The organism is Pseudarthrobacter sp. NPDC058329 (genome assembly GCF_042879835.1).
Classification (GTDB): domain Bacteria; phylum Actinomycetota; class Actinomycetes; order Actinomycetales; family Micrococcaceae; genus Arthrobacter.
Window position 1 is genome coordinate 75413 of record NZ_JBHVZR010000014.1, and the last position, 23788, is coordinate 99200.

Consider the following 23788-nt stretch of genomic DNA (forward strand, 5'->3'; position numbering starts at 1 on the left):
CGCTACTCCGCCCCGGCGATGGAAGCAGCGGCCTCGATGGCCATCCAGGCCTGCAGTTGGGTGGAGAGCTCAACGACGGATCCGGGCGGGTAGCTGGTGTCCGCCGGGTGGGACGCGTGCTGCGGGAAGACGGACCTTCCGTGCTGCCCCTTGTGGACCGGCCCTCCGGTGGGGCGGGCAGGCCGCTGTCCTTCCCAGAATGCCCCGGCAGTGTCCAGCACCAGCCGGGCAGCGGTAGCCCGGGTCCGCACCGAAAGCCTGGCATCGGCTGCGGCGAGGGCAAGGTAACGGGACAGGATCCCGGTGAACAGGCCGCCGTCGCCCGTTCCCTCGCAACGCAGCACCCTGCCTTCGGCGTCCCCGGCGCCTTTCGCTGCGGAGACCTGGACCGGGACGGTGAGCAGTCGGTCCACCGCGTCCACCAGTTCGGCCGCCCTGGCGAGGTTCCTGTCCCCGCCCAGCTCGAGCAGGGCGCCCAGGACCGGGCCCTGGTTGTAGGTGTAGACCGCCCTGTCCACCACCACGGTTCCTTCCGGGCCCAGCCGGGCGCCGTCCAGGTACAGGCCCTGGTCCGGATCGAAAAGCGTTGCGTCCAGCCAGTCCAGCAGCGACTGCGCCTTTGCAGGGTTGCCTGTGCGGGCATAAAAGAGCGCAATGGGTGCCGTGGCCGGAGTGTTCTTGAAGTCCCGTTGTTTGCTCCAGAAGGCACCCCCGCCCAGGTCACCGGTGCAGGCCTCATCAAACTGCGGGGTGAGGGACGTGCGGACGCGTGCATTACGCCGGCGCCCGGGGTTGCACGTCTCCTCTGCGAGCTCGTCGAGCCGGTGGGTGGCGAGTGCCAGCCAGGCCATGTCGTCGTAGTAGTTATTGACAAAGCTGAAGCCGTTGCGCAGCCACATCCCGGTCACCAGCCGGGAGGCCAGCCGGCCCGCGCTGGGCTGAGCGGGGCCGTCGAACCTCGCGGCCGGGGCGGCGCCGTTCCCCAACTCCCGCCGGCCCGCATCCACCAGGCAGTCAACGTAGTGGGCCTGCCACCAGTAATGCCACGGATGGAGCGGTGTCCCTTTCAGGCCGTACCGCCAGGCCGGGGCCGGCCACTTCACCGCCGCCAGGTGGGTGCCGGGCAGGAAGAACAGCTTCCTGCCAAAGAGCGCAGTCACAGAACGGGCGGCCACGTTGGCCCTTTCCTGCCAGTCAACGGTAGGGGAGGCATCCGCGAAAGTCATGGCTTCCACCCTAGCCGGGCCTGGCGGCATGCCGGCGGAGGGCCGGTAGTGCGGACCCGCAGGAATTTCAGTTAACATGCACTAACTAATGCTTCCGCGGTTACCCGCGGAAGCATTCACTCATCAAGGAGGATGGATGGACGTCACTGGCAGCGTCGCGCTGGTCACCGGAGGCGCCTCGGGCCTGGGGGCCGCGACGGCCCGCAGGCTGTTCGACGACGGCGCCTCCGTAGTGCTTGTTGATCTTCCGTCCTCGGCGGGCGCAGCTTTCGCGGCTGAGCTGAACGGGGCTGCGAACAGTGTGGCCTTGAACAGCGGCGGCAGCCCCCGCCCGGACGCGGGCCCGGCCGGAAGCCCCGAAAAGTCGGCTGTCTTTGTGCCTGCGGACGTGACAAGCGAGGCCGACGTGCAGGCCGCCGTCGACGCCGCCACAGCACTGGGGCCGTTGCGGATTGTGGTTAACTGCGCAGGCATCGCAACCCCCGGGAAGGTGCTGGGCAGGGAGGGTGTGCTCCCGCTGGAGGCGTTCACCCGGGTTATCCAGGTCAATCTGGTGGGGACCTTCAATGTGCTCCGTCTGGCCGCAGCGGCGATGGTTGCCACCGAACCGGCCACCACGACGCTGGGCGGACCCGAGCGTGGCGTCATCATCAACACCGCCTCGGTGGCTGCTTTCGAGGGACAAATCGGGCAGCCTGCCTACGCTGCCTCAAAGGGCGCCGTGGCAGCCATGACCCTGCCCATCGCCCGCGAGCTGGCGCGCTCGCTGGTGCGGGTGGTCACCATAGCCCCTGGAATCTTCGAAACGCCCATGATGGCGGGGCTGCCGAAGGAAGCGCAGGATTCGCTGGGCTCACAGGTTCCGCACCCTTCCAGGCTTGGCCGGCCCGACGAATACGCAGGCCTGGTGGCGCACATCGTGGACAACGCCATGCTCAACGGAGAAACCATCCGGCTTGACGGGGCCATCCGGATGGGGCCGAAATGACCACCGCCGCCCAGTCCACCGCGGAAACCGTGTCCAGCCTGCCCGCGGCAGACTTCTTCGCCGTTGAATCCCTGCTGAACCAGGCCGAACGGGAGAAACTGGCCGAACTGCGGGAGTTCCTGGCCACGGAAATTGCCCCGTACGCCGGCGACTGGTGGAACAAGGCCGAGTTCCCGGCGCACATCCTGCCCAAGCTCGCGGCCCTGCAGTTGAGCACACCCGCGCAGCGCGGCTACAGCCACCTCTTCGCCGGGCTGGTGATCGCCGAGATGACGCGCGTGGACACCTCCATCGCAACGTTCTTCCTGGTCCATCACGATCTGTTTGTGGAGTCCCTGTACGCCTTCGGCACCGAGGACCAGAGGCAGCGGCTTCTGGAGGATGCCTCGAACCTGCGCATCACCGGGGCCTTCGCCCTGACCGAACCGAACCACGGCTCTGACGTTGCCGGCGGCATGGAGACCCGCGCCCGGCGGATCTCCTCAGCAACAGGAAAATCCGACGACGGCGGGGACACCTGGGTCCTCAATGGCGCCAAGCGGTGGATCGGCAACGGGACGTTCTGCGACTACATGCTGGTCTGGGCCAAGGACGAGGCGAACGGGTCAGTGCGGGGCTTCATCGTGGACGCCACCCTGCCGGGAGTCAGCCGGAACCGGATCGAAAACAAGATCGCCCTGCGCACCGTTCAAAACGCTGACATCGTCTTCCACAACGTCCGGGTGGCGGAGGCGGACCGCTTCGCCGCCATCAACAGCTTCGAGGACACCAACGAGCTGCTGCGGGGTTCGCGCATCATGGTGGCCTGGCAGGCGGTGGGCCAGCAGCTGGCGGCGTTCGACGTCGCCCGGCAGTACGCCGTCGAACGCCGGCAGTTCGGGCGTCCGCTGGCACAGTTCCAGCTCATCCAGCAGCAGCTCGTGACCATGCTGGGCAACGCCGTGGCGAGCATGGGCATGATGGTGGGGCTCGCCAGGCTGCAGGACGACGGCGCCGCCGACATGCCGCAAGTGGCGCTCGCCAAGTCCTACCTCAGCGCCCGGATGCGGGAGACCGTGGCGCTGGGCCGCTCGATCCTTGGCGGGAACGGCATCGTGACCGATTACCGGATGGCCAGGATCTTCTCGGACGCCGAGGCCATCTACACCTACGAAGGATCGTTCGAAATCAACACCCTGATTGTGGGCCGTGCCGTCACCGGAGTCTCGGCGATCGTCTAGTCCCCGGGCGGGTACGGCTGCTTCTCGCCGGCCTCCACACGCACGTCCAGCGAGTTGTTCTTCACGGGCATGGGGCAGGTGCCGTAGGGGGTGAAGGCACTGGGGTAGTTGATGGCGCGGTTGAAATCCAGCACCACTGACGCGTTTGGCCGGGGCCGCGGCACGGCGAGTTTACGCCAGTCATCGGTGGTGTCGCCGTTGGTTTCGTCGTGGAACGTGACGGTCAATGCCCCGAGCTTTTCCTCCTCTGCCTGCAGCCGGCATTCGTGGGGGCTGCCCGGAAGGCGGAACACCACCTCGCCCACGGTGCGGTGGACGCCGTCCACCAGGGGATTTGCCGTGGCGATGGGCACATCCACTGGTTCGGGGTAGGGTTCGAACCTGCCGGCCACTTCCCAACGCGGGTCATATCCGTAGGTGGGGACGCCGGCGAACTCAGTAAGGGTGGGGGACGCCGCGTCCCGGGTGCGGATGGCGTAGCGGCCACCCCGCATGGCCAGCTCAACCACCACCTGTGCGCCGTCCGCCCCGCCGTACTGGACCCACATCAGCGATTCCTCATCGTTGAGCGCGGCGGAAACCGTCCCGTTGACTGCTTCGCCCGACTCCACCATGGACAGCGCGTCAGCCGGCACTGCGGTGAGTGTCGCCGTCGTACCGTCCGCGGACCACAGTCCGGGCACCAGCTCGACGGCGGCGGGGGAGTCTTCCAGCCACTGGAAGGACGTGAGGGTCAGCCAGCCGTGGCGGGCGGCGAGGGCCTTGTTCCGGTTGTCGCGGAAGCGCTGCCAGCGCTCCGCCCTGGCGGCTGGAATGGTGCTCATGGTTCCTTTCGGAGGTTTCTTTGCCCCGGCTACAACCGTGCATGGCGGGTGTTCATTCCGGGGTGGTTTGAAGAACTGCGTGGTCCGCACTGTTGAATGGGTGCTGTGGACATACTTGCGGGAGTCAGCAGCGGCTGGCTTCAATACCTGACCTGGATCGTGGCATTGGCTTTCGCGGCGGTGGTACTGCTGTTGCGGCGGCCCTGGCGTCCGGATCTGGCTCTGTTCGCCGGTGTCCACGTATTTATTGCAGCCAGCCTTGCCGCAGGCATCTACGTCCTGAACCATCTGGGCGAAGGCCGCTGGGGCGGCGATAAGGAAGCCAGGATCGATCCGCCGTCGCTCGCGGAGACACCCATGGTAGGGCAGTTCCTGGAGCCGCTGGACGGGACACTCAGCGGCGTCGCCAACGTTGTGAATGAGTTCGTGGACTTCCGTGCCGCACTTCCGCTGGCACTGGACTTTTTTGTTGCGGCCGGCTGGGCCCTTGCTGCCGCTGTGCCGGCCGGGCTGTTTGTCCTCATCGGCAATGCCTGGGAAGCGAAGCGTCGCAGGGCTCAATTTGCTGCCTCCCGGAAGGAGCTTGCACAGCTGCGGGCGGAGCTCGAGAGCGTAAAGCAGCATGTCGGATATCAATCGGGAGCTGACATTATCTGAGACAGATTCCCGTGAGGTGCCCCACTGCGGGTAGCATCTTTAGCTAGTAACGTGGCTCACAGTATCCAGCGCAGTGTACGAGCCAAGTCCGAAACCCTCGAAAGATAGCTTCCATGGCTCACACTGCAGAACATCCCGAAACCGATCTTGCCTCAGAATTGAGGGCTGACGTCCGCCGCGTCTCCACCCTCCTGGGTGAATCCCTGGTCCGCCAGCACGGGCCCGAGCTTCTGGACCTCGTGGAGCAGGTCCGCCTCCTCACCAAGGAATCCAAGGAGGCGGCGCGCGGGGGTGCGGATGCCACCGGCCCGTGGAGTGCGCACGACGTCGTGGCCCAGGTCCGCGAACTCCTCGGCTCCCTGCCCATCGAGCAGGCCACGGACCTGGTGCGCGCTTTCGCCTTCTACTTCCACCTCGCCAACGCGGCCGAACAGGTCCACCGCGTGCGTGGCCTCCGGACCCGGGCGGAAAAGGACGGCTGGCTCGCGAAAACCGTCGCGGAGATCGCTGAACAGGCCGGCCCCGGCGTGCTGCAGGAAGTAGTCAACGGGCTCGATGTCCGGCCCATTTTCACGGCACACCCCACCGAAGCCTCGCGCCGCTCGGTGCTGGACAAGATCCGCAAGCTCTCCGACGTGCTGGCCCAGCCCACCTCGGAGGGCACCACTGCCCGCCGCCGCCAGGACCGCCAGCTCGCCGAGATCATTGACCAGATGTGGCAGACGGACGAACTCCGCCAGGTCCGGCCCACACCGGTGGATGAGGCCCGGAACGCGATTTACTACCTGGGCGGCATCCTCACCGACGCCATGCCCGAAATGCTGGCGGAATTCTCCGAACTGCTAGGCGAGCACGGCGTCAGTCTCGCGTCCAAGGATGCTCCCATCCGCTTCGGTTCCTGGATCGGCGGCGATCGCGACGGCAACCCCAACGTCACCGCGGCGGTCACCCGGGAGATCCTGCAGATCCAGAACCAGCATGCCGTCCGGATCAGCATCGCGATGATCGACGACCTGATTTCCATTCTCTCCAACTCCACGGCGCTTGCCGGAGCGGACAACGAACTGCTCGAATCCATCGGCGCGGACCTGAAGAAGCTGCCTGGCCTTGACCGGAGGGTCCTTGAACTCAACGCTCAGGAGCCTTACCGGCTGAAGCTCACCTGCATCAAGGCCAAGCTCATCAACACGGGCAAGCGGGTGGCGGCCAACTCCAACCACGAGCATGGCCGGGACTACAGCGGCACCGACGAACTCCTGGCGGACCTGGAACTGCTGGAACTCTCGCTCCGCAACCACTCGGCGTCGCTGGCTGCAGACGGCGCACTGGCCCGTGTCCGCCGCGCCATCGCTTCCTTCGGCCTGCACCTGGCCACCCTGGATATCCGCGAGCACGCCGACCACCACCATGACGCCGTGGGGCAGCTGATGGACCGGATCGGCGGTCCCGGACTGCGCTATGCGGAACTCAGCCGCGAAGAACGCTTCGAAGTCCTCGGCTCTGAACTCGCCTCCCGCCGCCCGCTGTCCGGCCACCCGATCAAGCTCGACGGCGCCGCCGACGGCACGTACGACGTCTTCCGGGAGATCCGCCGCGCGCTGCGCTCCTACGGCCCGGACGTCATCGAGACGTACATCATTTCCATGACCCGCGGCGCGGACGACGTCCTCGCCGCCGCCGTCCTGGCCCGTGAAGCCGGCCTGGTGAACCTCTTTGGCGAGAAGCCCTACGCCAGGATCGGGTTCGCGCCGCTGCTGGAAACCGTGGAGGAGCTCCGCGCTTCCGCCGAGATCGTGGACCGGCTGCTCTCTGATCCGTCCTACCGGGAACTCGTGCGGCTGCGCGGCGATGTCCAGGAGATCATGTTGGGCTACTCGGACTCCAACAAGGAATCCGGCGTGATGACCAGCCAGTGGGAGATCCACAAGACCCAGCGCAAGCTGCGCGACGTCGCCGCCAAGCACGGCGTCCGTGTGCGCCTCTTCCATGGCCGCGGCGGGTCCGTGGGCCGCGGCGGCGGGCCCACCTACGACGCCATCCTTGCCCAGCCCAACGGCGTCCTCGAAGGTGAAATCAAGTTCACCGAGCAGGGCGAAGTCATTTCGGATAAGTACTCGCTGCCCGAACTGGCCCGCGAGAACCTTGAATTGTCCCTCGCCGCAGTGCTCCAGGGGTCCGCCCTGCACCGCGATCCGCGTACCTCCGCGGACCAGCGCGAGAGGTACGGGCATGTTATGGAGACGATCTCCGACGCCGCCTTTGACCGGTACCGGAACCTGATTGACGATCCCGACCTGCCGGCCTATTTCCTGGCCTCCACGCCGGTGGAGCAGCTGGGTTCGCTGAATATCGGCTCCCGTCCGTCCAAACGGCCCGATTCCGGTGCAGGGCTCGGCGGCCTGCGCGCCATCCCGTGGGTTTTCGGCTGGACCCAGTCCCGCCAGATCGTTCCGGGCTGGTTCGGTGTGGGTTCCGGCCTCAGGGCGGCCCGCGAGGCCGGCAACTCCACGCAGCTGCTGGAGATGTGGGAACACTGGAACTTCTTCCGGTCAGTGCTCTCCAACGTGGAGATGACGCTCGCCAAGACGGACATGGACATCGCCGGCTACTACGTGTCCACCCTGGTCCCGGCCGGGCTGCACCACATCTTCCGGGCCATCCGCGAGGAATATGAGCTGACCGTGGCCGAAGTGCAGAACCTGACGGGTGAGCACCTGCTCCTTGACGCCCAGCCCACACTCAAGCGCTCACTGGAGATCCGTGACCAGTACCTGGACCCCATCAGCTACCTGCAGGTAGAGCTCCTGCGACGCGTCCGCGCGGAAGCCGCGGATACTGCCAGCGGCATCAGCGGGTCGGAGATCGACGAACGCCTCCAGCGGGCCATGCTGATAACCGTCAACGGCGTGGCCGCAGGCCTTCGCAATACCGGGTAGCCCCGGCTTGCCCTATCACTTTTGGTCCCTAAGACGGGCTGTTAGGGACCAAAAGTGATAGGGCAACGGGGGTGGGTAGGGTTGGAGGCATGCCTTCATTCCAAACCCGCCTCAAGATCACTGGCCTGCGGCCGGGCAACCCGCCCGAGGCCGTTATGGACGCGGCGGTGGAGGCTCTCGAAACACGGCACCATGTGGAGTCGAACCAGTTGCAGATCGCGGGCGGGGTGCCGCAGTTGCACCTGCGCTTCCTCGTCGAGGCGACGGAGTACAGCGGTGAGAACCAGCAGGCGCTGGAGTCGGCGGCCATGATGCGCGACGCCGTCGAACGCGTTGCGCTGACCGGCTCGCTGATGGTGCTGCGGCGCAACCGGGGCCGCTGGGCACCAGTCTAGGAAGGACTAGGCGAGGGGAGGCCCGGGTTCCTCCACCACGGGTGATCTGTTGCCGCGCCGCCTCGTCACAACGATGCCGACGACGACGCCGATGACCAGGCCCAGCGCCACTCCGATCAGCGAGCTGGCCCAGAAGGGCAGGCCGGTTGCCGAACCGGTGAAGTAGCCCAGCCCTACCAGCCAGCAGGCCCACAAGAGTGCCCCGAGCCCGGCGCATAGGCTGAAGCCGGGTACCGAGACGTTGGCGATCCCCGCCATGGCGGACGTGGCAAGGCGCCCGCCCGGGATGAACCTGGCTCCGATAATGGCTCCGTACGTGGACGAGCGGCCGGCCCTGGCGATCGCCTGGTGGATTCCGGAGTGCACGCGCCGGCCCCAGCCCCAGCGGTCCAGGACGTGGCTCAGCCGCCGCCTGAACAGTTGGAACACCACAACATCGCCGATCCAGGAGGCCAGGGCGGACAGGGCCAGCACCAGGAACACGTTGGCCCGGCCGTCGGCGGACAGTGCTCCGCCGGTAATCACCACCATCTCGGACGGAACGGGCGGAAAAATGGCGTCGCCGAGGACGACGGGGATGATCCAGAAATAGATGGCCGTCCCCCAGCTGTCAGCGTAGACGTTGTCCATTGCCACAACGTACCTCACATTGGGAGGGCTGGAACCGGCGGTGGCAGGGAGATTGCCGCGGGCCGGACCCTCCCGCCGGGAGACGTTCAGCGCCGGACGAAACCGGACACGAGGCCGCTGAGCTGGTCAGAAGGCGGGACGCCGAGTTCTTCATAGAGCCGGTCTGCGAACATTGTGTAGGCGCGGACGGCCGCTGCCCTGTTTCCGGCGCCAAGGTGGGCCTGGACCAGGAGCAGATGGGCTGATTCCCTCAGCGGTTCGATACCGGCCGCGGACAGAGCAGCATCGACAGCCCTCGCGGGGTCTCCTGCCGCAAGATGCTGCCGGGCCAGCAACTCCAGGGCGCCCAGGCGCAACTGCCGGAACCGCTCCTGCTCGAAGATGACCCAGTCGTCGTACCAGCCGGGGAGCAGATCGGCCCGGCCGAGGACCTCCACGTAAGTGCCGGGTATTTGGGCTTGAGGCTGCGTTTGTATCGTGGCCACCTGCCGTTGCAAAGCCTTGGAGTCCACGTGGACGGATTCGTCGAGCTCCAGCGTGTCAGCCCCTGTACTAACCAGATGCGGGAAGGTGTGGGAGATGCACCAGACGGTGGTCCGCAGATTCCCCGCCGCCTGCGATTCGCTGCTTTTCGGCCATAAGAGCCCGGCCAGGAAACTTCGGTGGCGGCACCCGAATAATCCAAGGCACGCGAGCAGCCGTTGCTCCCGGCTGGCCACGGTCACGGCAGTGCTGCCGCGGCGCAACCGCCAGGCTCCCAGCAGACTTAAGTGCCACTCCTGCGCGAGAGTCACCGTCATGCCAATCCCCTCAAAGACCGGATACCACCGATCCCCCCGAGTACCATGTTGACACCCAGCCGAAGCATGTCAAGTCATTTTAGTAACAGAGGCTTGGGGAGCCTATATAGCGGGAACCTTGTCCAGATAGTGGTCTGAATTGTGAGGTCCCGATACCAATAAATCCGCTTTAGTGGCTGCGGGATCGTTATGCGCTGGGAGCACTCTCCGGCGGCTGCAGCAGGTCGAGCCAGCGCCGGACAGCAAGCAGGACCGCGTCCGGATCCGCAACAGTCTCCACAACTTCCGTGTCCTGGCCTGGGCGGCTGGAGATCAGGCGCGCCCTCAGCGGGTGGTCGTGAGCGGGTTCGACCCATGCCCGGATTACCATCGTGCCTTCAATTTCCGCCATAAAAGAGGCGCCTGCTTTCCTTGTCTGTAATTTCCGAACGTATTTTCCCGTATTCGAGGCATATTACTGCCCGGTTTGACCATCCTAGGCACAGAATATTCGGCACCCAAGTCAAGACTGTCACAGCGGCGTTACTGGATAACGAAAAAATGATGCTGCAGTAACGGGACTGCCACGGGCCCCCGCGTTGACTGAACGGGAGACGTCGAGAGGGGGTGATTGACATGATGAAGGAACTCACTATTCAGGAACTGGAAAGCCAGCAGGTGGAGTTGCTGCCTTCGCGGGAGACCCTGTACTTCGGAGGCGACAGCATTAACCTGGCAAGCGTTTACGCGACCAACACGTCCGTGGCATTGAACGCAGGCTCGCTGTTCTCGGACGCTTACAGCGCCGCGGTCCAGAACATCGCTGTCGTCCAGCATTAACTAAGTCCATCATTTCCATGTCTGGACCTGGGAATGCCCGGGGGAGAGAGGTGAGGTGCTATGACAGCATCTACCGCGCTGACACCGGTGGATCTTGACGCTGAGGTTGTGGAGCTGCTTCCGATGAAGGAAACGCTGTTCTTCAACGTCAACGTCTCTCCCGTGATCGCTGTGAACCTGTCGATGGCCATCAATGCGGCTTCGATTGGTTCCGTTGCGAGCTCGGGAGCGTTGCAGGACATCCTGGTTCTGCAACCGTAGGTCCGCCGGTTTCCAACCAGGTGGGCATGGCTCAGCGTTGTGGGGCCATGCCCACCTTCCGACTCGATCAACTAACTGGGGGGGAAGTGGCAACTGCACCCGATTCGGCCGTTCTGCGGCGCTGGTCCCCATCACCGGGCGTTGTGTTCCTCGGGAAGGTGGAAGGCTCGGGGCTCAAGAACAGCAGCTATTTGCTGCAGCGCGGGGACGGGCAGGTAGTCCAGCTTTCGGAGCTGCTCCACGTGGTGATGCTCTCCCTCGCACCGGAAAAATCCGCTGAAGAAGTAGCCCGGGAAGTCAGCGCGGCGTATGGACGCGAGCTTGGCGTCAGCGGGCTCCTCCACCTGGTGGATACCAGGCTGGCACCAATGGGCCTGGTGGCTGAGGCCGGAGCCGACGCCGCCGGCCCAACGCCGGAATCCGCCCCGCTACCCACCGCCAACCCGCTGCTGGCCCTGCAACTGCGCGGAACACTCCTCCCGGGACAGGCTGCCAACGCACTGGCGGGGATCCTGGCTCCCCTCTATTGGCGACCGGTGGTTGTGGCCGTCCTGGTTGCCCTTGTCATTGTCGATGTCCTGTTGCTGGCCAAGGGAGACCTGATGGCTTCCCTGCAGCAGGTCCTGCTCACCCCGGCGCTCCTCCTGGGAGTGGTGGCGCTGCTGACCGCCGGAGCCGTGTTCCACGAAATAGGTCACGCCACGGCGTGCCGGTACGGAGGCGCCAAACCCGGAAGGATCGGCGTCGGCGTTTACCTGGTTTTTCCAGCCTTCTTCACCGACGTCACAGACTCCTACCGGCTGAACCGGGCGGGCAGGATCCGCACCGACCTGGGTGGACTGTACTTCAACTGCCTTTGCCTGATCGGGCTGGGCGGCGCCTACCTGCTGACCGGGCAGGGGTTTTTCCTGCTGGCGGCGGCCCTGATGCATTTTGAAATGATCCAGCAACTGGTGCCCACACTCCGTTTCGACGGTTACTTTGTGCTCGCCGACATCGCAGGCGTGCCGGACCTCTTCAATCGGATCCGCCCCGTGCTGCTGAGCCTCATACCGGGGCGTCCCGAGGATCCGCGGGTTTCCGGGCTCCGCCCGTTCGCCCGGCGCATCGTCACGGCGTGGGTCCTCACCGTGGTGCCGCTCCTGTTCCTGGCGCTTGGCTGGATGCTGTGGAGCCTGCCCGTGATAATCCAGCAGACCGCCGCAGCCGTCCGGCAGCACGCTGCGGCCGCTGGCGGCGCCATCTCCAGTGGCGATGCCGCCGCAACCGTGTTGTCGATGTTCTCCATCCTGATGCTGTCCCTGCCGCTCATCGGCCTGGGCATCCTGGTGTACCGGCTGCTGTTGGGCCTGCTTTCCCTCCTCGTGCGCCTGGTAAAGAGCGCTGGCGGAAGTGCAGCGAAACCAGCGGGGGCGAAGCCCCAGCATCGTGGGTCCATGGCGAAATCCGGTCCGGTGGAGAATACCCTGCCCTTCCATAAACCCGTGCCGCCACAGAAAGTAGAGCCCGCCATGGCCATCGCAGTCCCTCCCGCGGTTTCAGCCGACGACGGCGTCCCCAACCTTCAGGATTTCCTCGCCGACCGGCCCACACCACCCTCCGCGCTGGCGGAAGCAGGCTGGCAGGGTGCCATCCGCAGGCTTAGCCAGAACTCCATTTGCCCCGCGCCGGGACGCCGCGAGCGCAGGCACCTGGACGCAGTGGAGGCAGTCCAGCGCCGCCTGGAGGGACCCAGGACCGTGGTTGTGGTCAACCCCAAGGGCGGTGCCCACAAAACCACAGCCACCCTTCTCCTGGCCGCGACGCTCGGAATCCTCCGCGGCGGGTACACACTGGCGTGGGACAACAATGAAACGCGCGGAACGCTCGGATGGCGTGCCCCTCTGGCCGGCCACACCAACACCGCCGTTGACCTCATGCGGGAAGTGGACCGGTTCGCCGATCCCGTCCTCGGGCGGATCGGTGACCTGGACCGGTTTGTGCGCAACCAGGGCTCCGCGCAGTTTGATGTCCTTGCCTCGGATGAGGATGCCGCCGGCGCTGCCACCATCGGTGCCCGGGAGTTCGAGCAGCTGCACACGGCGCTGCGCCGTTTCTACCGGATCATCCTGGTGGACACCGGAAACAACATGCGGTCCTCAAACTGGGAAGCCGCGGTGGCGGCCGCGGACGAGCTGGTGATCGTTTCCACGGTCCGGGAAGACACTGTGGCCAGCGCTGTGTGGCTGGTCGACGGGCTGCGGGAGCGCGGCTACCAGGCGAAGGTCAGCAACGCTGTGACCCTGCTCGCCGCGCCGTCGGGGCAAACCGATGTGCAGCTCCTCAACCGGACACGGGCGCACTTCTCGGACCTGACCCGGGAAGTCCTCGATGTTCCCTACGACAGGTCGCTCGTTTCCGGCGGTCCCCTGAACTACCAGGCCCTGCTTCCCGGCACCCGCGAGGCCTGGCTGCACGCCTCCGCCGCCGTTATGCGCGGCCTCTAAAACCGCGATCGGCCAAGGAACCTGCGGCCTCACTGAGGTGCAGTCGGCTGCGGTACTCCACCGGCTTTCCCGAGATGGGGTCCACGAAGCGGATGCCGCGGGCCAGGAGCTGCAGGGGCTTGGTGTAGTCGTCCGGGGCTTTGTCCAGCAGTTCGGGGTAGAACGCGTCATTGACGATGCCCAGCCCCAGCGATGCCATGTGCACCCGCAGCTGGTGGGTCTTTCCGGTGTGGGGTTCGAGCCGGTACAGCGCGCGGCGCGCGGGACTGCCGTGCGCCGCAGCAGCGGCGCCGCCGGCACTCCATGTTGCACCGCCGTCGAACGTCTCCAGCCGCTCAATCCGCGTCTCCGCGTTCGGTTCACCCGCAATAACCTCGGCCAACAAGTAACTGCGGGACTTGGTCATGCGGTTGCGCACCACCACGGGAAACTCGACGCCGGGATGCCCCGGGGCTGGCTCTGCGGCGGAGACGCACTCATATTCCTTCTGGACCTGGCGTTTCTCAAAGAGCACCTGGTACTTGCCGCGGGTGTCCGGATTCGTGGAGAGCAGCAGGATACCGGCCGTCATGCGGTCCAGCCGGTGCATGGGAATCAGGTCCGGCAGGCCCAACTGATTCCGCAGGCGGACCAGGGCGGATTCCTGGATGTAGGTCCCGCCGGGGGTGGTGGGCAGGAAGTGCGGCTTGTCCACCACCAGCAGGTGCTCATCCTGGTGCAGGATGCCCAGCTCCACGGGCATGCGGGTCTCCGGCGGCAATGTCCGGTAGTACCAGATGAAGGTATGGTCCTGCAGCGGAGTGGAGCGGCTCAACGGTGCGCCGCCCTCGCCAACGATCTCGCCGGCGTCGAACCTGTCCTCGATGCCCTGCGGATCGATATGCCCCCAGCGGTGCATCATGTAGTCCATCGCGGTATCCCACGGGCCCTCCCCGGGTAGGCGCAGGCGGGTGGCATTCACGCCGTCGCGCACGGGGAGGGGGGATTGCATCACCGAACAATTCTACGGGGCCGCAGAAACTGTACCGGCACCTCCAGGCGCTCCGCCTGGCGGAGCCGGTTGAAAGCGCTACGGCCGGCGGGCCGGGTTCAGGCGGCCCAGCCGCGGGCGACGGCGTCCAGGGCGGAGCTGTAGGCGGCTGCCCAGTCCGCGTCCGGCGGGCCCACCTGGGCCAACTCGAGGCTCACCAGCCCGTGCACCTGGCCCCAAATGGCGAAAGCAACCATCTCAACCGGCGCAGGCAGCACAATGCCGTTCGATTGCGCGGCAGCCACGGCTTCCATCAGGGGTTGCATGGACCCGGCGGCCACTTCCGGCGTGGGCTGGCAGTCCACATACGCTGCCAACGCGCCGCCGAACATCAGCCGGTACAGGGCACGGTGCTCCAGGGCCCACGTTCTGTAGGCGAGGCCGAGCCCCCGGAGTCCTCCCGGCGCGGCACCGGCCTGTGAGTCGCCGAAGGACCGGAACCCGTCATCCACCACCGCTGTCAGGAGCTGCGACTTCCCGCCAAACAACGAGTAGACGGCAGTGGTGGACGTCCTGGCCGCCGATGCCACATCCCGAAGCGTTACCCGGGCAGGCCCGTCCCGGTCCATTAGCTCGGCCGTTACGCTCAGCAGCTGCTGCCTCAGGGAATCGTTGTGCACCACGGGTCTTGCCATAGCGCCCATTGTTTCATAACCTTGTTTCATAACGACGTTACGAAACTGCGTTACCTCAATCGACACCAAGGAGCCTCCCATGGCGCAGAATGTTTTTTCTGGCCGGTACACCGCTGAACCCGGCCGGGAATCAGTGACCGTTTTCCTGATCGGCATGCGGGCCAACCGGTGGTGGAAGGTGGGGACCGTGGGAAAGATCGCATCCGCCATGCCGCGGATGCTCCAGCACCTGGCGGGGGACCCGGCGTCGGGAATGCTGGGCTATGAACAGTGGTTCGGGAGGACCACGGTGCTGCTCAGCTACTGGGAGAGTCCGGAACACCTGCGGAAGTTCGCCGCGGACCGGGAATCCCCGCATCTGGAGCCTTGGCGCCGGTTTATGAAGGAAACTTCCGGGAGCGGCGACGTGGGCGTCTGGCATGAGACCTACCAGGTGCCGGCATCCGGGATCGAGGTCATCTACAACGGAATGCCCCTGTTTGGGTTGGCGAAGGCTACTGCCCATGTTCCCGTTGGGGCCGGCACCAATACCGCGAAGCAGCGCCTGCGCAGATCCGCCCGGCCGTCACCCTCCGCTGCGCCGGCGGCCTCCGTTACGCAATAGCTACGGCCGGAGCGTCCTTGAGCGTCCGGCGGAGCTGCGGGGCGGCGTCGAGCCGGTCCTGCGCCGACCGCAGGGCCAACACTGCGGTCTCCAGCTTCTCCGGCGGCAGCGTAAAGGGCACCCGGAGGTAGCGCTCGAAGGCACCGCCGATCCCGAAACGCGGCCCTGCAGCCAGCCGGATCCCGAAATCGGGGGCGATGACCGTCAGCGCGGTGCTGGTCGGCGAGGGCAGCCTGCACCAGGCGGACAGGCCGCCGGATGGGTATGCCACCGTCCACTCCGGCAGGTGCCCGGCCAGCAGATCCAGCAGGGCAGCCCGGTTGTCCCGCAGCGCGGTGAGGCGGGCTGGCAGCGGCTCATCCAAGGCCCGGACCAGGTGCGCCGCGGCCAGTTGCTCCATCACCGGCCCGCCCAGGTCCAGGGACGTCCGCGCCGCCGCAAAGCGCTGGATCAGATCGCCGGAGGCCCGGATCCATCCTGTGCGGAGGCCGCCCCAGTGGGACTTGCTGAGCGAGCCGATGCTTACCACCGCCGGACTGAAAGCCGCCACCGGAGTGGTCCCGACGCCGTCGAGGTTCAGTTCCCGCAAGGTCTCATCCACCACCAGTGTTGTTCCCGCCGCCGCGGCCGCGCTGACCAGGCGGCTGCGCTGGAGATCCGGCATTACATGGCCGGTGGGATTGTGAAAGTCCGGGACCATGTACGCGAGTTTGGGCCGCTGCTGCATCAGGGCGGCCTGCAGTGCCTGCATGTCCCACGCTGAAGCGGCGGATCGGCCGCCAGTACCGGGGAGGCCGGCCCCGGGGGTACCCCTGAACGCCACCGGGACGGCCCGGCAACCCGCTGCGCGGACGGCATCAAGGGCGTTGGGGTAGCTCGGGTGCTCGACGAGCACCCGGTCCTGCCGGCCCACCAAGGCGCGGAGGATGACATTGAGCGCATGCTGTGCTCCGGACGTCACCAGGATCTGGTCCGCGGTGGTGGGCGCCCCGGCTGCCGTGTAGCGCGCCGCAACTGCCTCGCGCAAGGGGAGCAGGCCGATCGCGTCATAACCGAATCCCGGGAGCAGGGCGGGAAGTTCGGTGAGGGCTGCCGCGAACGCCCGGTGCACCACCTCGCCGCTGGCGGGAAGGGACGCGTACGCGAGGTCGATCAGCCCCTCCGGCGCAGCCAGCCCGGGTGCCGCCATTCCCGGCCCTGCCAGGGTGGGACCAGGCAGTGGGCCAGCGACGGCGGTGGTGCCGGCCGGCGTCGTGCGTGGAATCCGGGTCCTGCTCCTGCTGCCCTGGCCGCTGGTGAGGAACCCCTGCTCGCGCAGGATGCCGTAGGCGGCCGTAACGGTGGTCCGGCTGACGCCCAGCGATTCCGACAGGGCACGCTCGCTGGGCAGGGCGGCGTCCAGTGCTACCCGGCCGTCCAGGACCAGGAGGCGTACGACGTCGGCCAGCTCGCGGTAGGCGGGCGACGCGCCGACGTTCCACGTGCCGAGGAGCCGGGCAAGGGCAGGCGCGCCGAGGGAAGTCATAGGGCCAGTATTTCAAACTGGCTATGTAAATCAAGGCCAGTTTTCTGCGAGAGTTGTTCCCATGTTGACCCGTAGACTCCTCCAGCTCTTGCTCGGCCTCGCCATGTACGGCATTTCCCTCGCCATGTTCATCCGGGCGGGACTGGGCCTTGACCCCTGGGATGTCTTTCACCAGGGCGTTGCCGGCAGGACCGGGCTCAGCATAGGCGTGGTGGTCATCGTCGTGAGCTTCCTGGTGCTGCTGCTGTGGATTCCGCTGCGGCAGCGGCCCGGTTTCGGCACGCTGTGCAACGCCGTGCTGGTTGGCCTCTTCGCTGACATCGGCCTTGCCCTGATCCCCGCCTTTTCACACCTGGGCGGGCAGATCGGGATGCTTGCGGGCGCCGTGCTGCTGAACGGTATCGCCTCCGCCTGCTATATCGGCGCCCGTTTTGGTCCTGGCGCCCGGGACGGCCTGATGACAGGGCTGGCAAGGCGCACCGGCTGGTCCGTCAGGTTGTCGCGCACCCTCATCGAAGTGGTGGTCCTGGCTGGCGGTTGGCTCCTGGGCGGCTCGGTGGGAGTGGGCACCGTTGTTTACGCCATCGCCATTGGGCCTCTTGTGCAGCTGCTGCTTCCGGTGTTTATGGTGCCGGCGGCGCTTCCGGCCCGGCCTGATTCACAGGCGCACGACGACGCCGTTGCGCCGGCACCGCTGGCCGGCAACGGGTAGCGCAGGGCTGCTCCGCCCAGTTGGCACCGGGGAACTCCTGGACGGAAGGTGGTGCCTGGAGCGCGTGGTCCGGATGACCGGCCGAAGTTCTTAAGGCAGGAGCGGCTGGCATTGAGGGCAAAAATAAATGTCCCTCTCCTCCTCGCCGTTCAGCTTCCCCAGAAGGCCGCGCCGGATGGGTGTTCCGCACTTGAGGCAGGGCTGGTGCTCCCTGCGGTACACCCAGTAGCCCGGCCGTCCGGCCATTCGCCCTACCGGCATGCCCTTGGCGTTCAGGATGGTCACGCGCCGGCCGGGGCCGAGGTTCACTTCCAGCAGCTGTTTGGCGTCGGTCATCATGGTCCGCACATCCTGGACGGTGGAGACGGGGGATGCAGGGTGGACGCCGGACAGGAAACACGCCTCACAGCGGTAGATGTTGCCGATCCCGGCGAGGTTGCGCTGGTCCAGGAGGGCGACACCAATGGGGACGTCCGGGGCGGCGCGGACCCGCCGCTCCGCTTCGTCCAGGTCCCAGTCCGGGCCCAGGAGGTCCGGGCCGAGGAACCCTACGATGGAGTCCTCCTTGGCCGTCGCCACCACCTCAACGACTCCCAGCGAGAACCCGACGGCGTCCGCCACCGGCGTCCGAAGCACGCACCTGGCCGTGTAGCCCGGCTTCCGCCACCTGCCTCCCGGCGGGTAGACCTGCCAGGTGCCTTCCATTTTCAGGTGCGAGTGGATGGTGAGTTTCTTGTCCCCGGGGCCCTCTACCCGCATGAGCAGGTGTTTGCCGCGGGCCAGGACCTCCGCCACCGTCCAGCCGGCCAGGTTCAGCGTGGCGAAGCGGGGCACCCGGAAATCGGAGGCCACCAGTTTTTGCCCCGCCAGGGCCTGGTGCAGTTGGTTGGCAGCCCGCCAGACTGAATCCCCCTCAGGCACGGATCCTCAGTCCCTTCGGCGTGGAGTAGGCGCCGGCCGCGCTGAGGGCAGCGGCAACCGGGGTATCCAGGATGCCGTGCCCGTTCACCTTTTCCATGATCAGCTTGTCGATGGCGCCACGGGTCACCACGCCCACCAGCGCCGTGCCGGCTGCGGCGAGGATGGCGTCCTCGTCGCTGAATGCCAGCAGCGTTTTTCCGCCCCGCTCCACATAGAGGACCAGCGCTCCGTCCACCAGCACCACGAGTGCACCGGCCTTCCGCCCGGGGCGGTGCCCGGTCCCGGCCTCGTCATGGAGGGCCGGCCACGGGAGGGCGGCGCCGTAGGGGTTGGCGGGATCGGTGGCGGCCAGGGCGAGGGCCACAGGTTCGGGCTTGGCGAGCTGCGTGTCCTCCGAATATGAACGCAGCCGGTCAACGGTGGCGGGAACGGCGAACTGGGCCGCTCCAAGGTGCTCGATGAAGTAACCGCGGCGGCAGCGTCCGGCTTCTTCGAGCCGGGCCAGGACTTTGTACATCAGCCCGAATCCGCCAAGGATTTGTTCCGCCATCACGGAGCCGCGGGTGACCACGCCGTAGCGGTCAAGCAGGAGTTCGGCGGTGGCCCGGGCGTGGATGGTGGCGTCCAGTTCGGGCTGCGGAAGGGCGGACCAACGGCCTGCCGCCATGGGCGGAGTGGCCTGGCCGGCGGATGTGCCATAGCGTCCGCTGCCCGCCCCGGCAGAGCCCAGCAAGCCGCTTCCGTGGGAACGGCCCAACCGGCTGAGACGCGGAGCCCTGGCCCGGGGTGCACGGGCAACCTGGCGGTGTGCGGTGTGCCCGCCGGCGATCAGCGCCCGGACGGGGGCGAACGTGTCGCCGGTGATCCGGCCGGACCACGCCAGGTCCCACAACGTGGTCACAACCTCCTGGTCGCTGAGAACCGAATCCATTCCGCCGGCCACCTCAGTCAGCTGCCGGAAGAAGTAGCCACCGCCGTTGTTGCGAAGGTGGTCCAGGAGCCGGAGCTGGGCGCCCCCCGGCTCGTAGTCGATGGCGGGATTCAACGTCAGCTCGGCGGAATCGGCCAGGTGCAGGCTGATCCAGCCGTCGTTTCCGGGCAGGGCTCCTGCTCCGGACCAAAGGACCTCTCCGGTGGCCATGAGTTCGTCGAGCATGGCCGGCTGGTAATTGGAGACGCGGCTTGCCAGGATCAGGGGCTCCCAGGCCGAGGCGGGAACAGGAACACCCGAGAGCTGGTCGATGGCGGTGACAATGCCGTCCAATCCGCGCAGCGCGGGCTGGCCGCGGCCCGCGCCCGGGGTGCGGACGTGCTGCCATGCCGGCAGGAAGCGGCCGTAGGCGGCCGCATCCACAGGTTCCACCTCTGCCCGGAGCGCTGCAAGGGACCGGCGGCGCAGCTTGCGCAGGACCTCCGCATCGCACCACTCACTGCCGGGAGCGGGGTTCAGCACTTCCGTGGGGGCAACAGGTTCCTCTGGCGGTACCTGCGCCGGGGGTTCCAGCCCACCTTCCGCTGAGGTGGGGGCGGAGGCGCTGTCCTTGCCGGGTGGGCTCGAATGGGGCCGGAACTCCCCTTCCACTACCCGTCCATCCGCGGCCAGGCGCTTCAGGGCGGTGCTTACCACTGCCACGCCCAGGCCAAGCCGTGCCGCTGCTTCACCCGCTGTGAACGGCCCATGGGTGCGGGCATGACGGGATACCAGGTCACCAAGGGGATCGGCCACTGGCTCGATAAACGCGAGCGGGACACCCATGGGAAGGGGTACGCCGATGGCATCCCGGAGCCGCGCGGCGTCCTCGACGGCGGCGAAACGTTCAACGCCGCCGATGTTGACTTTGATGGCGCGGTTGGCCCGTTGCAGCGCCAGCAGGTGTTCGGTGGCGGATCCGGTACTCGCGTGCGCCGCATTGCGTGCCGGCGCCTGGCCGGCGATGTCCGCCGCGAGCTCGGCGTCTGTTGGTTCCCCGGCAGTCCCTTCCAGGGACGTCGGCGCGTCCATAGCCGGTGCTTCTGCGGGAGTTGCAGCTGCCGGTGGTTCCGGGACTGCGGCCTCCGTGCCCTGGAGCCTTTCCGCAGTTTCCTCCGGCGCCAGCGGACCGAGGAGCCGCAGCAGGTCCGCGACGCCCTCCACACCGCGCGCCCGCCGGTCCGGGGCAAGGCGCTGCAGTTCCCGTTCGGTGGCGTCGATGACTCTGGCGTCCAGCAGTTCGCGCAGCTCGACGCGCCCCAGCAGTTCGTTGAGGAGGGTCGAATCGAGGGCGAGGGCAGCGGCGCGGCGTTCCGCCAGGGGTGAGTCGCCCTCGTAGAGGAACTGGGCTACGTACCCGAACAGGAGCGACTTCGCGAACGGCGACGGCTGCGAGGTGGTGGTCTCCACGATCCGCAGCTCCCGCCGCTCCACGGACGCGGCGATGTCCTTCAAGGCCGGGAGGTCGTAGACGTCCTGCAGGCACTCCCGGACCGTTTCCAGCACGATGGGGAAGGTGGGGTACTTCCGGGCCACGTCCAGCAACTGGGCGGACCGCTGCCGCTGCTGCCACAGCGGCTGCCGCTTCCCGGGAGTCTGCCGCGGCAGCAGCAGGGCCCGGGCGGCACACTCGCGGAAGCGTGAGGCGAAGAGCGCACTCCCGCCCACCTCAGACGTGACGATCTGCTCCAGTTCCTCAGGATCGAACAGGAACAGATCGGCCCCCGGCGGTTCGTCCTCCATCATGGGCACACGCAGCACAATGCCGTCGTCGGCGGCCATGGCGGAGCCGTCCATGCCGTACCGCTGGTGGAGCCGCTGGCCCACTGCAAGCGCCCAGGGTGCGTGCACGGGCATGCCGAACGGGCTGTGGAGGATCACGCGCCAATCGCCCAGTTCGTCGTGGAACCGCTCCACCACCAGCGTGGTATCACTGGGCACCACCTCGGTGGACTGTTTCTGTTCGCTGAGGTACTGGATCAGGTTGTTGGCCGCGAAGGCGTCCAGTCCGCTGGCTTGGCAGCGCTCGGTGGCGGGCCCGACGTCGGACGCTGACAGTTCGCGCACGAACGCACCCAGGGCGCGGCCCAGGTCCACGGGGCGTCCCAGCGAATCGCCTTTCCAGAACGGCAGCTTGCCGGGCTGGCCAAAAGCGGGGGAGACCAGCACGCGGTCGTGGGTGATGTCCTCGATCTTCCAGCTGGTGGCGCCGAGGGCAAAGACGTCACCCACACGCGATTCGTACACCATTTCCTCGTCCAGCTCGCCCACCCGCCGGCCGCCCTTCGGTGCGGGCGCGGGCTTGCCGTCAGTGGAGGGCGACGCCGATCCCTCAACCTCGGTGCCGATGATGTACACGCCAAAGAGCCCGCGGTCCGGAATGGTGCCGCCCGAGGTGACGGCGAGGCGTTGGGCCCCCGGCCTGCCTTCGATGGTGCCGGCGTTCCGGTCCCAGACAATTCGGGGACGAAGCTCCGCGAATTCGTCGGAAGGGTAGCGGCCGGCGAGCAGGTCCAGCGTTGCCTCGAACGCCGAACGGGGGAGGGACGCGAACGGGGCCGAGCGGCGGACGGTGGCAAACCATTCCTCAACATCGATGCTGCCCAGCGCCGTGGCGGCCACGGTTTGCTGCGCCAGGATGTCCAGGGGGTTGGCAGGGATGCTGAGCCGCTCGATCTTCCCGCCCAGCATCCGTTCCACCGTGATGGCCGTGTGCACCAGGTCTGCCCGGTGCTTCGGGAAGAGGACGCCCTGGGAAACTTCCCCCACCTGGTGGCCGGCGCGGCCCACCCGCTGCAGCCCACTGGCCACCGACGGCGGCGATTCCACCTGCACCACCAGGTCAACGGCGCCCATATCGATGCCAAGTTCCAGTGACGACGTGGCCACCACGCACCGCAGCCGGCCGGATTTGAGGTCGTCCTCAATCAGGGCCCGCTGGTCCTTGGAGACGGATCCGTGGTGGGCGCGGGCCAGCACCGGGTCCGCCCCTGCGGAGGTTCCCGCCTGGGCCATCATGTGCGCGGGTGTGGCTGTGGAAACCGGCGCACCGGCCTTTGCGCTGAGGGCGGCTTGCCCCGCAGGGACAGGATCGTCCCAGCCGCCCCCCTCCGTCATGAGCTGCCGTTCCACATAGATCTCATTGAGCCGCGCCGTCAGCCGTTCGGACAGGCGGCGGGAGTTGGCAAAGACGATGGTGGACTGGTTGGCCAACACCAGGTCCACGATCTTTTCCTCCACATGCGGCCAGATGGAGGCCTGGGGCTGAAGCCCGGACGCCGGGCCGGAGTCGAACGCGCCCGCAGCGCCCTGGAGATCGGACATATCTTCCACCGGCACAGAAACGGTGAGGTCCCAGTTCTTCGTGGCCGGAGGGGCAACAATTTCCACCGGCGCGGTGCCGGCCAGGAACTGCGCCACCAGCTCCCTCGGTTCCACGGTGGCGGAGAGCCCGATCCGCTGCGCCGGTTTGGGCAGCAGGGCATCGAGCCGCTCAAGGGAGACAGCGAGGTGGGCTCCGCGCTTGGTCCCGGCGACGGCATGGACCTCATCAATGATGATGGTGTCCACCTCGGTCAGGGTTTCGCTGGCCTTGGAGGTGAGCATCAGGAAGAGCGATTCCGGCGTAGTGATCAGGATGTCCGGCGGGTTGCTCAGCAGCGCGCGGCGGTCCGCCGTTGTGGTGTCCCCGGACCGGACGCCCACCGTGGTCAGCGGGGACGGCAGCCCCAGCCGCTTGGCGGTCTGGGTGATGCCGATGAGCGGGGAGCGGAGGTTCCGCTCCACGTCCACGCCGAGGGCTTTCAGCGGCGAGATGTACAGGACGCGGGTCTTGCGTTTGGGGGCCCGGACGCGCTTGCCCTTGGCCGGAACCCCAACGGGGGCCTCGGGAGCAGCCGTGGCGGAAGCGAGCAGCCGGTCCAGCGCCCAAAGGAACGCGGCGAGCGTCTTTCCCGAACCGGTGGGAGCGACCACCAGCGCGTGTGACCCGGACGAGATGGCCTGCCAGGCCCCGTTCTGCGCCGGAGTGGGTTCCGAAAAGGCGCCCAGGAACCAGTCGCGTGTTGGCCTGCTGAACTGGGCCATTGGCGCCCGCAGGCCGGAATCCCTGCCGCCGTCCGCGGGCTGTTCCTGATTCATGCCTCCATC

20 protein-coding genes are annotated in these 23788 nt (G+C 67.0%); 10 read left to right on the plus strand and 10 right to left on the minus strand.

The features are described 5' to 3' along the window. Positions 1 to 2: 2 nt before the first annotated feature. Positions 3 to 1226, minus strand: coding sequence for a glycoside hydrolase family 76 protein (locus ACFVYC_RS16795; RefSeq protein ID WP_387552355.1), 1224 nt, complete (start codon positions 1224 to 1226; stop codon positions 3 to 5). A gap of 136 nt (positions 1227 to 1362) precedes the next feature. Here ACFVYC_RS16795 and ACFVYC_RS16800 point away from each other — a divergent pair, with 136 nt between their 5' ends. Both ACFVYC_RS16800 and ACFVYC_RS16805 read left to right on the plus strand, forming a co-directional pair. Further along, complete coding sequence (locus ACFVYC_RS16800) at positions 1363 to 2214, plus strand: SDR family NAD(P)-dependent oxidoreductase (RefSeq protein WP_387552357.1); 852 nt, start codon at positions 1363 to 1365, stop codon at positions 2212 to 2214. Then, positions 2211 to 3434, plus strand: a complete 1224-nt coding sequence (locus tag ACFVYC_RS16805) for an acyl-CoA dehydrogenase family protein (protein ID WP_387552359.1) — start codon at positions 2211 to 2213, stop codon at positions 3432 to 3434. Before ACFVYC_RS16800 ends, ACFVYC_RS16805 begins: the two co-directional genes overlap by 4 nt. On the opposite strand, the gene ACFVYC_RS16810 is transcribed toward ACFVYC_RS16805, so the two are convergent. Next, the gene (locus ACFVYC_RS16810) at positions 3431 to 4258 is read right to left on the minus strand and encodes a DUF1684 domain-containing protein (protein ID WP_387552361.1); all 828 of its coding nucleotides are present in this window, start codon (positions 4256 to 4258) and stop codon (positions 3431 to 3433) included. The genes ACFVYC_RS16805 and ACFVYC_RS16810 overlap by 4 nt on opposite strands. A gap of 96 nt (positions 4259 to 4354) precedes the next feature. Between ACFVYC_RS16810 and ACFVYC_RS16815 the strand changes: the two genes are divergently transcribed. The 3 genes from ACFVYC_RS16815 to ACFVYC_RS16825 all read left to right on the plus strand — a co-directional run bounded on the left by ACFVYC_RS16815 (position 4355) and on the right by ACFVYC_RS16825 (position 8246). Continuing rightward, positions 4355 to 4915, plus strand: coding sequence for a hypothetical protein (locus tag ACFVYC_RS16815; RefSeq protein ID WP_387552363.1), 561 nt, complete (start codon positions 4355 to 4357; stop codon positions 4913 to 4915). A 113-nt stretch (positions 4916 to 5028) separates the two neighbouring features. Beyond that, complete coding sequence (gene ppc, locus ACFVYC_RS16820) at positions 5029 to 7851, plus strand: phosphoenolpyruvate carboxylase (protein WP_387552365.1); 2823 nt, start codon at positions 5029 to 5031, stop codon at positions 7849 to 7851. 89 nt (positions 7852 to 7940) lie between these two features. Continuing rightward, positions 7941 to 8246, plus strand: a complete 306-nt coding sequence (locus ACFVYC_RS16825) for a hypothetical protein (protein ID WP_387552367.1) — start codon at positions 7941 to 7943, stop codon at positions 8244 to 8246. Positions 8247 to 8252: 6 nt separating this feature from the next. On the opposite strand, the gene ACFVYC_RS16830 is transcribed toward ACFVYC_RS16825, so the two are convergent. The 3 genes from ACFVYC_RS16830 to ACFVYC_RS16840 form a co-directional block, all read right to left on the minus strand. Continuing rightward, on the minus strand, positions 8253 to 8876 hold the full coding sequence (locus ACFVYC_RS16830; RefSeq protein ID WP_387552369.1) for a DedA family protein: 624 nt from the start codon (positions 8874 to 8876) through the stop codon (positions 8253 to 8255). Between the two features lie 86 nt (positions 8877 to 8962). Next, the gene (locus ACFVYC_RS16835; RefSeq protein WP_387552371.1) at positions 8963 to 9676 is read right to left on the minus strand and encodes a BTAD domain-containing putative transcriptional regulator; all 714 of its coding nucleotides are present in this window, start codon (positions 9674 to 9676) and stop codon (positions 8963 to 8965) included. Between the two features lie 187 nt (positions 9677 to 9863). Then, entirely contained in the window at positions 9864 to 10067 is a 204-nt protein-coding gene (locus ACFVYC_RS16840; RefSeq protein ID WP_387552373.1) for a hypothetical protein, read from the minus strand. A 224-nt stretch (positions 10068 to 10291) separates the two neighbouring features. Here ACFVYC_RS16840 and ACFVYC_RS16845 point away from each other — a divergent pair, with 224 nt between their 5' ends. The 3 genes from ACFVYC_RS16845 to ACFVYC_RS16855 all read left to right on the plus strand — a co-directional run bounded on the left by ACFVYC_RS16845 (position 10292) and on the right by ACFVYC_RS16855 (position 13242). Continuing rightward, complete coding sequence (locus ACFVYC_RS16845) at positions 10292 to 10495, plus strand: hypothetical protein (protein WP_387552375.1); 204 nt, start codon at positions 10292 to 10294, stop codon at positions 10493 to 10495. Between the two features lie 60 nt (positions 10496 to 10555). Next, on the plus strand, positions 10556 to 10756 hold the full coding sequence (locus tag ACFVYC_RS16850; RefSeq protein ID WP_387552377.1) for a hypothetical protein: 201 nt from the start codon (positions 10556 to 10558) through the stop codon (positions 10754 to 10756). An 86-nt stretch (positions 10757 to 10842) separates the two neighbouring features. Continuing rightward, positions 10843 to 13242: a MinD/ParA family protein gene (locus ACFVYC_RS16855; RefSeq protein WP_387552379.1), complete on the plus strand. Its 2400-nt coding sequence runs from the start codon at positions 10843 to 10845 to the stop codon at positions 13240 to 13242. Here the strand turns inward: ACFVYC_RS16855 and ACFVYC_RS16860 are convergent. Together ACFVYC_RS16860 and ACFVYC_RS16865 are read right to left on the minus strand one after the other, a co-directional pair. Then, positions 13226 to 14233, minus strand: coding sequence for an RluA family pseudouridine synthase (locus tag ACFVYC_RS16860; RefSeq protein ID WP_387552434.1), 1008 nt, complete (start codon positions 14231 to 14233; stop codon positions 13226 to 13228). The genes ACFVYC_RS16855 and ACFVYC_RS16860 overlap by 17 nt on opposite strands. A 98-nt stretch (positions 14234 to 14331) precedes the next feature. After that, positions 14332 to 14907 carry a TetR/AcrR family transcriptional regulator gene (locus ACFVYC_RS16865; RefSeq protein WP_387552381.1) on the minus strand — a complete coding sequence of 192 codons (576 nt, stop codon included), beginning with the start codon at positions 14905 to 14907 and terminating at the stop codon, positions 14332 to 14334. Between the two features lie 79 nt (positions 14908 to 14986). Here ACFVYC_RS16865 and ACFVYC_RS16870 point away from each other — a divergent pair, with 79 nt between their 5' ends. Next, entirely contained in the window at positions 14987 to 15511 is a 525-nt protein-coding gene (locus ACFVYC_RS16870; protein WP_387552383.1) for a DUF4188 domain-containing protein, read from the plus strand. Here ACFVYC_RS16870 and ACFVYC_RS16875 read toward each other — a convergent pair. Beyond that, positions 15501 to 17036, minus strand: a complete 1536-nt coding sequence (locus tag ACFVYC_RS16875) for a PLP-dependent aminotransferase family protein (RefSeq protein WP_387552385.1) — start codon at positions 17034 to 17036, stop codon at positions 15501 to 15503. The genes ACFVYC_RS16870 and ACFVYC_RS16875 overlap by 11 nt on opposite strands. 61 nt (positions 17037 to 17097) lie before the next feature. Between ACFVYC_RS16875 and ACFVYC_RS16880 the strand changes: the two genes are divergently transcribed. Then, positions 17098 to 17748 carry a YitT family protein gene (locus ACFVYC_RS16880; protein WP_387552387.1) on the plus strand — a complete coding sequence of 217 codons (651 nt, stop codon included), beginning with the start codon at positions 17098 to 17100 and terminating at the stop codon, positions 17746 to 17748. 90 nt (positions 17749 to 17838) lie between these two features. On the opposite strand, the gene ACFVYC_RS16885 is transcribed toward ACFVYC_RS16880, so the two are convergent. Both ACFVYC_RS16885 and ACFVYC_RS16890 read right to left on the minus strand, forming a co-directional pair. Beyond that, a complete protein-coding gene (locus tag ACFVYC_RS16885) occupies positions 17839 to 18669 on the minus strand; it encodes an Fpg/Nei family DNA glycosylase (RefSeq protein WP_387552389.1) in 831 nt (276 codons plus the stop codon). Further along, positions 18662 to 23779: a DEAD/DEAH box helicase gene (locus ACFVYC_RS16890; RefSeq protein WP_387552391.1), complete on the minus strand. Its 5118-nt coding sequence runs from the start codon at positions 23777 to 23779 to the stop codon at positions 18662 to 18664. Before ACFVYC_RS16890 ends, ACFVYC_RS16885 begins: the two co-directional genes overlap by 8 nt. Positions 23780 to 23788: the final 9 nt, after the last annotated feature.

Coding starts and splice junctions, on each gene's coding strand:
- ACFVYC_RS16795 (WP_387552355.1), bottom strand. CDS start 1,226: ATGACTTTCGCGGATGCCTCCCCTACCGTTGACTGGCAGGAAAGGGCC.
- ACFVYC_RS16800 (WP_387552357.1), top strand. CDS start 1,363: ATGGACGTCACTGGCAGCGTCGCGCTGGTCACCGGAGGCGCCTCGGGC.
- ACFVYC_RS16805 (WP_387552359.1), top strand. CDS start 2,211: ATGACCACCGCCGCCCAGTCCACCGCGGAAACCGTGTCCAGCCTGCCC.
- ACFVYC_RS16810 (WP_387552361.1), bottom strand. CDS start 4,258: ATGAGCACCATTCCAGCCGCCAGGGCGGAGCGCTGGCAGCGCTTCCGC.
- ACFVYC_RS16815 (WP_387552363.1), top strand. CDS start 4,355: ATGGGTGCTGTGGACATACTTGCGGGAGTCAGCAGCGGCTGGCTTCAA.
- ppc (WP_387552365.1), top strand. CDS start 5,029: ATGGCTCACACTGCAGAACATCCCGAAACCGATCTTGCCTCAGAATTG.
- ACFVYC_RS16825 (WP_387552367.1), top strand. CDS start 7,941: ATGCCTTCATTCCAAACCCGCCTCAAGATCACTGGCCTGCGGCCGGGC.
- ACFVYC_RS16830 (WP_387552369.1), bottom strand. CDS start 8,876: ATGGACAACGTCTACGCTGACAGCTGGGGGACGGCCATCTATTTCTGG.
- ACFVYC_RS16835 (WP_387552371.1), bottom strand. CDS start 9,676: ATGACGGTGACTCTCGCGCAGGAGTGGCACTTAAGTCTGCTGGGAGCC.
- ACFVYC_RS16840 (WP_387552373.1), bottom strand. CDS start 10,067: ATGGCGGAAATTGAAGGCACGATGGTAATCCGGGCATGGGTCGAACCC.
- ACFVYC_RS16845 (WP_387552375.1), top strand. CDS start 10,292: ATGATGAAGGAACTCACTATTCAGGAACTGGAAAGCCAGCAGGTGGAG.
- ACFVYC_RS16850 (WP_387552377.1), top strand. CDS start 10,556: ATGACAGCATCTACCGCGCTGACACCGGTGGATCTTGACGCTGAGGTT.
- ACFVYC_RS16860 (WP_387552434.1), bottom strand. CDS start 14,233: ATGCAATCCCCCCTCCCCGTGCGCGACGGCGTGAATGCCACCCGCCTG.
- ACFVYC_RS16865 (WP_387552381.1), bottom strand. CDS start 14,907: ATGGCAAGACCCGTGGTGCACAACGATTCCCTGAGGCAGCAGCTGCTG.
- ACFVYC_RS16870 (WP_387552383.1), top strand. CDS start 14,987: ATGGCGCAGAATGTTTTTTCTGGCCGGTACACCGCTGAACCCGGCCGG.
- ACFVYC_RS16875 (WP_387552385.1), bottom strand. CDS start 17,036: ATGACTTCCCTCGGCGCGCCTGCCCTTGCCCGGCTCCTCGGCACGTGG.
- ACFVYC_RS16880 (WP_387552387.1), top strand. CDS start 17,098: ATGTTGACCCGTAGACTCCTCCAGCTCTTGCTCGGCCTCGCCATGTAC.
- ACFVYC_RS16890 (WP_387552391.1), bottom strand. CDS start 23,779: ATGAATCAGGAACAGCCCGCGGACGGCGGCAGGGATTCCGGCCTGCGG.